General features: G+C 44.6%; 6 protein-coding genes. 4 read left to right on the top strand and 2 right to left on the bottom strand.

What is annotated here, in order from left to right:
* The first annotated feature begins 228 nt into the window (after positions 1-228).
* The 4 genes from BJP37_RS19625 to ileS all read left to right on the top strand — a co-directional run bounded on the left by BJP37_RS19625 (position 229) and on the right by ileS (position 6679).
* The gene (locus BJP37_RS19625; protein ID WP_075901276.1) at positions 229-1254 is read left to right on the top strand and encodes an ABC transporter permease; all 1026 of its coding nucleotides are present in this window, start codon (positions 229-231) and stop codon (positions 1252-1254) included.
* Between the two features lie 468 nt (positions 1255-1722).
* A complete protein-coding gene (locus BJP37_RS19630; RefSeq protein WP_143727696.1) occupies positions 1723-2097 on the top strand; it encodes a mannan-binding lectin in 375 nt (124 codons plus the stop codon).
* A gap of 704 nt (positions 2098-2801) precedes the next feature.
* Entirely contained in the window at positions 2802-3524 is a 723-nt protein-coding gene (locus BJP37_RS19635) for a Ycf66 family protein (RefSeq protein WP_075901278.1), read from the top strand.
* A 275-nt stretch (positions 3525-3799) separates the two neighbouring features.
* Positions 3800-6679, top strand: a complete 2880-nt coding sequence (gene ileS, locus BJP37_RS19640) for an isoleucine--tRNA ligase (RefSeq protein ID WP_075901280.1) — start codon at positions 3800-3802, stop codon at positions 6677-6679.
* A gap of 107 nt (positions 6680-6786) precedes the next feature.
* Here the strand turns inward: ileS and BJP37_RS19645 are convergent, their stop codons facing one another.
* Both BJP37_RS19645 and BJP37_RS19650 read right to left on the bottom strand, forming a co-directional pair.
* Positions 6787-7704 (bottom strand): ParA family protein, encoded by a 918-nt coding sequence (locus tag BJP37_RS19645; RefSeq protein ID WP_075901282.1) that lies wholly within the window; start codon positions 7702-7704, stop codon positions 6787-6789.
* A gap of 408 nt (positions 7705-8112) precedes the next feature.
* Entirely contained in the window at positions 8113-9606 is a 1494-nt protein-coding gene (locus tag BJP37_RS19650; protein ID WP_198954116.1) for a vanadium-dependent haloperoxidase, read from the bottom strand.
* Positions 9607-9669: the final 63 nt, after the last annotated feature.

The raw sequence follows: 9669 nt of genomic DNA on the forward strand, positions 1-9669 counted from the left end.
ATAATTTTCGATATTTTATCATAATAAATTAATTATATGTAAAAGCTTTGAAATAAAGGATTATCAATAGTTTAAAAAGCAACTTAAACTTTTATAAAATTAGCTTTTCATTAAGCAACAATGTCTTTCAAGATACCAAGTTAATCAAAAACTACTTGATCAAAAGTTCCCGATTCCCGATTCCCGATTCCCGATTCCCGATTCCCGATTCCCGATTCCCGATTCCTTATGTCCCGTGCTAAAGCCCTAAAATACTACATAATAATCCGTCTTCTCCTAGCGCCCCTGATGCTATGGACCATTACCACCCTAGTATTTCTTCTGCTCAGAGCTACCCCAGGAGATCCGGTAGATGCTGTGTTAGGGAATCGTGCTCCAGATAGCGTTAAGGAAGACTACCGACAACAATTAGGATTAGCTGACCCGTTGTGGTTGCAGTATATTCGCTACCTAGGATCCTTGCTACGTTTAGACCTAGGTACCTCAATTACCAGCCAAGGTCAAAAAGTCTGGGAGATTATTCAACAACATTTCCCCGCCACTGTTGAACTATCAGTATGCGGCATGGCCATAGCATTCTTAGTTGGTATAGGAGTAGGTACTTTAGCGGCATCCCGCAGCGGAACAGTTTGGGATGTAGGGGGTAGATTATTTGGCATTATTACTTACTCCATCCCTCTGTTTTGGATGGGGATGGTGGTGCAGTTAATTTTCTCTGTTCAGCTGGGTTGGTTTCCCATCGGTACTCGCTATCCCATTAGCTTAGCAACACCAGAAGGGTTTACTGGTCTATATACAATAGATAGTCTCTTCAGTGGTAATTTGGTTCAGTTTTTCACTGCTATCTATTATTTAGCCTTACCCAGTATTACCTTAGGGCTGCTGTTGAGTGGCATCTTTGAACGGATTGTGCGGGTAAACTTGAAGCAAACTCTCAAGGCTGATTATGTAGAAGCGGCCAGAGCTAGAGGTATTCACGAAAGGCGCATTGTTTTTGCCCATGCTCTGAAAAATGCCATGATTCCTGTGATTACAGTGCTAGGGTTGACCTTAGCTGCTTTGTTAGGTGGAGCAGTGTTGACAGAGGTGACGTTCTCTTGGCCAGGGTTAGGGAATCGGTTGTATGAAGCAATTTCTGGCCGGGATTACCCCACGGTGCAAGGGATTATGGTATTCTTCGCCACTATTGTGGTAATCGCAAGTATTGCCATTGATATTGTTAATGCTTTGATTGACCCCCGTATTCGGTACTAATCGCAATTGTTTAACGTAGAACGACAGATGCAGATCGGGAGATGAGGAGATGGGGGATGGGGAAATGGGGTAATCAGAAAGATTGGTATTAAGGGTCATTATCCGGACATGATATGATCTAATAAATAGTTTAATAAAAATTAAACAACTATTTTTGATAAATAAAAAATATCTCCAGAACTCAAAAAATTTGGTTCTTCAGTACCTAGTATGCTAAATTCACATTTAAAAAAAACCAAAAGCTTACTCTAGAAGGATTCTGAGGCTATTTAATTAACAAAAATTTATAAATACTGCCTCTTTCCACTGCTCCGTTCGCGTAGCGTGGCCAACGGCCTCAGTCCCTGCTCCGAGGCTCCCTTCGCTAAACTGTTAATTTAGCATAACAAGTACGGAAGAGCCAAAAATTTGTCACAAAATAACCTTCCCAAACGTTCTAAAATATAGAAACCAATTTAGGATAAGGTTATGAATCTCAAGAAAATCGTTATTGCCCTGGTCATGTGTGTGACTTTAGCGTTTAGTCTTGCAGCTAACGCTTTCGCTTACGACCTCGAAGCCGGTCCAATCTGGAATCAGGGTGATGCTGAAGCTAAGTGTCCTGCCGTCTGTGAGAAATCAGGTACTAAGTGGAATGGTAACTGGGTTACTACCGTACCAGGTGAAATGTCTGTCTGTGGCTGCGATCAAACCTTAGCTCTTGAAGCTGGTCCGATTTGGAATAATGATGATGCTAAAGGTAAGTGTCCTGCCGTCTGTGAGAACAAAGCTGGTGCCTGGGATGGTAACTGGTGGACAACTGTATGGGGTGCAATGTCTGTTTGTTCCTGCAAATTTTCCTAGTTTGTGGAAGTCTAAGCAATTACTAAGTATTTAGAAAAAGTTAGTAATTAGTAATCAAAAAGTAATGATCCCACCTGAGGATGATTACTTTTTGATAGCTAGCGCTTAATACTCCATCCTGCTGTGAAGTGGGGATGAAAGGCGCGTCAACGAGGGTATTGCTTTACCATCGTTTGGAATTTTTGGTGAGAGTGAACCAATCAACTCTCTACCTGAAACAAAATTTTTATCAGAATTTTTCTCAATACCCCAGATAACTATTTACCTATATACAAACGAAGGAAGACACAGAATCGAGAAGTGTAATCCAAGTAATCCACTAGGCAACTAAACCTACTCTTGCCAGCAAATATAGCGCTACGCGCAAGTCCGCAAGTCAGAAGTTAGAAGTCAGAAGTAAGCTATGACTAAGTTTCATGCGTAGTGCTATAACATCCCTTGTAGGTGCGTAGCGGATGAGGGCTACTGAAAGCCCACACTATACTGGATAGAGTTAGTGTGGTGAAGGTTATGTGAGTGATTAAGTGATATAGCAGTCGCCAGGGCAGGCGCGGACATGACAAAAGTCTCAAACCTAAGTAAGCGCAAGAGTTTGACTTCTGACTTCTGACTTCTGACTTCTGACTTCTGCTATAGATAATTTGTATATGAGGCAACATTTTGCTTCATGATGAGTAAAGAAGCACGTAAGGAGTACTCCGAAAATGCTGGCATACCTCTTGGCGTTGGTTATTGCTCTTGGTAGCTTAGTCTTTTACCTAGCTGCCTTCTTTTTACCAGAGGTCCATCGTAAATATGACTTTATCTGGAGTGGAGTTGGATTATTCTACGCTCTAGTGTTATGGATTTGTGCTGGACGCATTACTGGCGGCGTCTTAATCGGTCAAATAGCGGGTGTATCGTTGGTAGGCTGGTTGGGTTGGCAAACCTTGACCTTGCGACGAGCCTTGATACCGACCGACCAACAAACCCCTATCCCAAGTCAAGCTGAATTTATCACCAAGATTCAAGAAATACTGCCACTTGAGTCATTAAAAGGGCTACTAGCTAAAATAACTGGCTTTTTTGGCAATCTTTTGGGCAAACGCCAAGACTCAGGCCGAACTCCTGCTGTACCGGCAGATACCACCATGGCGTCGCCCACCCAGGAAACTAATCCTAAAACTGCCCAACCAAGCCCTGCAGCGGATCAAGCAACTACGGTACCATCCACTACCCAAGAAGCGGTTTTAGAAACAGATGACACTAAAACCTCAGATTCCGCTGAAACGACTCCCCCTAAGACAGAAACCCCCCAACCAGTAGCAGTGGCTAAGGAAGACTCACCCCCCCCACAGCCAGAGTCAAGTCAGGAGCCAGACCAGAAACCAGAAGCGATCGCACCAGAAGCAAAAGCCCCACTACCTAATAATCCCAAGGTGGAATAAAAATCGAGCGCAACATAAAAGCTACCACCAGCTTCAACCCCGAAACAACCGATTTCTAAAAAATCCCACCATTCTTCCTTGGGAAACTTGAAGGTTGGCAAGATTGCTGCCAATAAAAAGAAGAGAGATATATTATATAGATATATATCCTTTGTTGACCGTTGATTGTGTAATGTTGCCTGTAACGACTCAGCATTACACACTCAGCGGTTAACACGTTAAATTGGGTTATAGCAATCTAATCAACTGATCTACTAGAATTTCGCCTTGAAACTGTGACAGCATCCAAAAGCTATAAAGATACGGTCAATCTGCCCAAAACCGAGTTTAATATGCGGGCAAACGCTATCAAGCGAGAACCAGAACTCCAACAGTTTTGGGCAGAGCAAACTATTTATGAGCGCCTGTCACAAACTAATCCTGGCGAGATTTTCGTGTTGCATGATGGCCCCCCCTACGCCAACGGCTCTCTGCACATGGGTCACGCCATGAATAAAGTCCTCAAGGACATCATTAATAAATACCAACTGCTGCAAGGTCGCAAAGTTCGCTATGTCCCTGGTTGGGACTGTCATGGCTTGCCTATTGAGCTGAAAGTCTTGCAAGCCATGAAGCTAGAGGAGCGTCAACAGCTGACTCCGATAAAACTGCGCCGGAAAGCCAAGAAATTTGCCCTGAAAACAGTAGAGCAGCAAAGCAAAGGTTTCCAGCGCTATGGAGTATGGGGAGACTGGGAAAATCCTTACCTGACTTTAAACCCACAGTACGAAGCGGCTCAAATTGGGGTATTTGGTCAGATGGTATTGAAGGGCTACATCTACAGAGGTCTCAAGCCAGTTCACTGGAGTCCCAGTTCTAAAACAGCCCTAGCGGAAGCGGAGTTAGAATATCCGGAAGGTCATACCTCCCCAAGTATCTATGCTGCTTTCCCAATGACTAAGGCAGCGCCAGGGATAAAGGAGATCTTAGACCCATTTTTGCAAAATCTGGGTGTTGCGATCTGGACGACGACTCCGTGGACAATCCCTGGAAATTTGGCAGTAGCGGTTAATCCAGAACTGACCTATGCGGTAGTGGAAGGTGGTTGCGAGACTAACCAATCCCAATTCTTATTAGTAGCAGCGGATTTGGTAGAAAAACTATCAGCTACTCTGGAAACTCCACTTACGGTCAAAACGACTGTTAAGGGTGAGGCGTTGGAAAATTGTACTTACCAGCATCCCCTATTTGAGCGGGAAAGCAACATTGTGATTGGTGGGGATTACATCACCACTGAATCGGGTACAGGTTTAGTCCACACGGCTCCTGGTCATGGTCAAGAAGACTATGGTGTGGGTCAGCGTTATGGCTTACCTATCCTTTCGCCAGTAGATGCAGATGGGAAGTTTACGGCAGAAGCGGGACAGTTTGCTGGGTTGAATGTGCTCAAGGATGGCAATCCAGCCATCATTGAGGCACTGAACACAGCTAGATCATTGCTCAAAGAGGTACCCTATGTTCATAAATATCCTTACGATTGGCGTACTAAAAAACCAACTATCTTTAGAGCCACAGAACAATGGTTTGCTTCAGTAGAGGGATTCCGGGATGAAGCAATAAATGCGATCGCATCCGTAAAATGGATCCCTGCCCAAGGACAAAACCGGATTACCCCGATGGTGGCGGATCGTTCCGATTGGTGCATTTCCCGCCAACGGAGCTGGGGTGTACCAATTCCGGTATTCTATGACGAAGAAACTAACGAACCCTTGCTCAATGAAGAAACCATTGCTTATGTCCAAGGCATTATTGCTGAGAAAGGTTCCGATGCCTGGTGGGAACTATCAGTAGAGGAATTGTTACCAGAATCCTATCGCAATAATGGTAAGACCTACCGCAAGGGTAACGATACCATGGATGTCTGGTTTGACTCCGGTTCCTCTTGGGCAGCTGTGGCCGAGCAACGGGAAGAATTACGCTATCCCGTGGATATTTACTTGGAAGGCTCAGACCAACACCGGGGTTGGTTCCAGTCCAGCTTACTCACCAGTGTAGCCAGCAATGGCTATGCCCCCTACAAAACTGTTTTAACCCACGGCTTTGTTCTAGATGACCAAGGGCGCAAGATGAGTAAGTCTTTGGGGAATATCTTGGAACCAGCTATCATCATCGAGGGTGGTAAAAACCAGAAAAAAGAACCCCCCTACGGAGCTGATGTGCTGCGATTGTGGGTATCTTCTGTAGACTATTCCTCAGATGTTCCAATATCTCAGAGTATTCTCAAGCAGCTAGCCGATGTCTATCGCAAAATTCGCAATACATCCCGTTTCCTGCTAGGCAACCTTCATGACTTTGACCCAGCTGAGCATAGGGTGCCTGTTCAGGAATTACCGGAATTAGACCGCTACATGCTGCACCGGATCACAGAGGTATTTGAAGATGTAACTGATGCCTTTGAGAGTTATCAATTCTTCCGCTTCTTCCAGAGCGTGCAGAACTTCTGTGTAGTAGACCTGTCTAACTTCTATCTGGATATTGCTAAGGATCGACTCTATATCAGTGCTCCCAACTCACCACGGCGGCGCAGTTGTCAGACAGTGCTACAAATAGCACTAGAAAATTTAGCTAAAGCGATCGCACCTGTACTCTGTCACATGGCAGAAGATATCTGGCAATACCTCCCTTACCAGACATCCCATGAATCCGTATTTGAGTCAGGTTGGGTCAAATTAGACGAGCAATGGAAAAACCCTGAACTAGCGCTGTCTTGGTCAACCTTGCGCACCATCCGCACAGAAGTCAATAAAGTACTTGAACAAGCCAGAGCCGAAAAGATGATTGGCTCATCTCTAGATGCTAAGGTCTTGCTTTATGTTAAAGATCAACAATTAAAGCAGCGCCTGGAAGCTATGAATCCTTCCGATAGCCTGAGTGGAAATCAAGTGGATGAATTGCGCTATCTGCTCTTAGCCTCTCAAGTAGAATTAGTAGATTCCCTAGAAGCCATACAAACAGCCGCCTATAGCGCTGAGTCGGAAACTATAGCCCTAGGGGTAGTCAATGCAGAAGGCTTAAAATGCGATCGCTGTTGGAACTACGGATCTAAAGTAGGTACAATTGCTGAGCATCCTACCATCTGCGAACGCTGTAATGCTGCCTTAGCTGGTAACTTCTGAGGTGACTTGTGAACTAACTTGTAAGTTATTGGTGATTTAAAGATTGCTAAGGACGGTTAGCACTATTAGCCAGATCAGGGATTGGAGATTCAACACTAATCCCTGATTTATTCATCCCTGATTTGTTCGGTAGTTTTAATGCCCTCAAGCTTAAGCAAAAATTCTTCTGTCAACTTGAAGAACGCTTTAGAGCCAGCAGAATTAGGATGAGCGATAACGACAGGACTAAAACTATCCACAGCTTTAGCAACATTAACATCCATGGGAATGCGAATTTTAAAAATTTGGTTGCTATCGAAATCGTTATCAACTCGCCTCATCACTTGCTTATAGTACCTACCCATTAGTCCTCCGCCTGACAAAATAAAGATAATCCCCAACAGCTGCAAGTTAAGAGGACTATCCTGCTGATGACTTTCTTTGAGCCTGGCAATCCGTCTTTCTAGGAGTTGAATCCCTACAATAGATAAAGGTTCTGGTCTAGCTGGTAGCAGATAGAAATCACTAGCCACAATGCCACTGCGAGTCAAAAGATTGTAGCCAGGAGCGCAATCTAAAATAATAAAGTCATAGTTAGGGATAATCGGCTCTAATATCCCTTTGATTAATAGACTTTCAAAGCGGCTCCAAACCTTACTAAATTCCACCTCCCCTTCCTGAACAGATTGCTTATGGAGTAGATCAGAAACTACATATTCATCATAAAGCTCAATATCTCCTGGCAATAAATCCAATCCTTTGATATCACAATTATCAGTTTGAATAATATCCTCAATTGTTAAGCGACTGCGATAGCTAGGTTTAGTGACTTTGTCGATTAATCGACTTAATGTCCGCCTTCCTTTTCTAGCTTTAGCAAATGCTTGGGGCTGCATTAAGCTCAAGGTTCCACTAATTTGGCTATCTAAATCGACCACCAAAACCCGCTTATTATGATTTTTGGCTAAGCAAGTGGCCAAGTTGACGGTGAGGGTGGTCTTGCCCACACCACCTTTCATATTGACTGTACTAATGACTAATCCCATTTATGAACGTGATCTTGCCATGACACTATTTATCATCATTCAGTATTATTGGTTACTAGGCAAGAATTCTGATGGATTACGATAATTTACCCTTGGGCAGTCCGCAATCATCGGGTAAGTTGTCGAGAGTTACACCTGAATCCTCCGTTAAATCCTCGTCTGATGTCATCGTTGTGTATCGTGGTGATTGTATTAGAGAATTCAGTTGCCAGAGCCAGATTTGTTTTGTATCCTAACTAAATACCCCCCAAAATTGGGGGGATTTCAGCTAGGGAAAAGGTATTTGGCGAAACCTGAACTGTTATGAAACCTTTTCCCTTTTCTTTTTTTAGGTTAATCGGAAACCAAGGCTTCCTAAACTTCCCTTGGGAAGATTTTTAGATAATGTTAGTGAGATTGATGGTGAGATTAATTTCCCCGTTTTCCTTTGAGCATGGAAGCAGCACCAAAGGCACCAAATACTAACATACCCAATACAGAAGTAGGCTCGGGAACTTTCACACCACCATTGATGAAGAATAAGGTCCGGTCATAGACCTTGCCACCAACGTCTCGGCCTAACTGTCTGCCGAGTAAATCTCCATCATCGAAGTGAATGCCACCGTAGATGCGAGAAATACCAGCTTCATCAGAAGCATCGGAAAATGTCTCCCAAAATAGGGTGACTTCATCCGTAGGAGTCAAACCAGGTTCAAAACGAGAGGCACCAGGGGCAAAGGTTACTGAATTGCCGAACTCATCACTACCGGTAAATAGCTTGAAAATTTCAGCCGCAGAAGCACTGAAAGCACTATGTCCTGAGGTGAATTCCGCAAAGGGAGGGGATGGATCGGCACCAGGAGTTTGGTAGGTAATAAAATCACTGGCTAATAGCCTTACGGTTCCTACTCCTGGTCCACCATAGGATTCGATGGCAAAGCCTCCCAAATCCTCATCGAATTCACCAATTAAGCCCAGCTCACCGAGTTCGCGAATGGCTCGGACGGGACGAGTATAGTCGTAGAAAACTTTTGCTTCCCAAGTAGCAATACCCGCATCCAAAACCGCATTCCCCAGACCAAAGTAAAGTTGGATATCTTCATCTAGGGTTTGGTCATCCCGTTCCGAGATGAATGAACCAAAACCCATCCAAGTTCCAGGAGGGTAGGGAGTGCCAGAGGGGTCTTCCCAAAACTCAGCTACTAGTTTTTGCTCATCGGTGAGATTAGCGCTAACCTCAATGAGCCGTTCAGCTTGCTCGATAAATCCAGGGTTAACAACGTCAGTATTAACCTCCCCGTCTTCGTTAACCAGACTAACCTCTGTACCATCTTCAAGAGTGACAGTACGTTCCTCCCGATTCAGAGTACCCTCTACAAGCAGAAAAGGTTCTGGTGCTGGTGGTCTAAATTCAGACCCAGAGCTCAAGGCAAAGGGAGTAACGTTGCCCCACTGGGGAGTAAGAAACCGTTGCAGTCTGGCATCCGGGCTGTCAATTGGTACCCGCTCTGGTGTCCAGCGAGTGATATCGACGATGTTATCGGGACCGTTGACGGGCTGATAGCCAGTGGTATCGGAGTAAGGAACACCAAGTGTACCCCTCGGGTCATCCCCTAACTGGTTGGAACCATCCTGACGTCGGAACTGCAATAAGCTGTTGGCTACTGTGTTACCAACTTCGGTAGCAGTAGGGATAGAAGCAGAGTTGCTAGCAAGCGATCGCAGATCAGTCAGAAGGGCATCGAAGGAAGCAACTTCAGAAGGAAAAAGATCCGAGAGGACACTATGAGCCGCATAGCTAATCGCTAGGGACTTATTTTCCAGGGTGTTTTCAATATCAGGACGTTGCAGAGTATCCCCAAGAGTGGTACTAATCGGCGTTCCTTCATAAGCCGACCAGGCATCGTACATAGCAGTACCCAAGATGCCATCTTAACGGATGACAAGACAACTCTAGGCTATACATGACCAGGCTTTGGGAAAATG

The sequence above is a fragment of the Moorena bouillonii PNG genome, from assembly GCF_001942495.1.
In the GTDB taxonomy this organism is placed as follows: domain Bacteria; phylum Cyanobacteriota; class Cyanobacteriia; order Cyanobacteriales; family Coleofasciculaceae; genus Moorena; species Moorena bouillonii.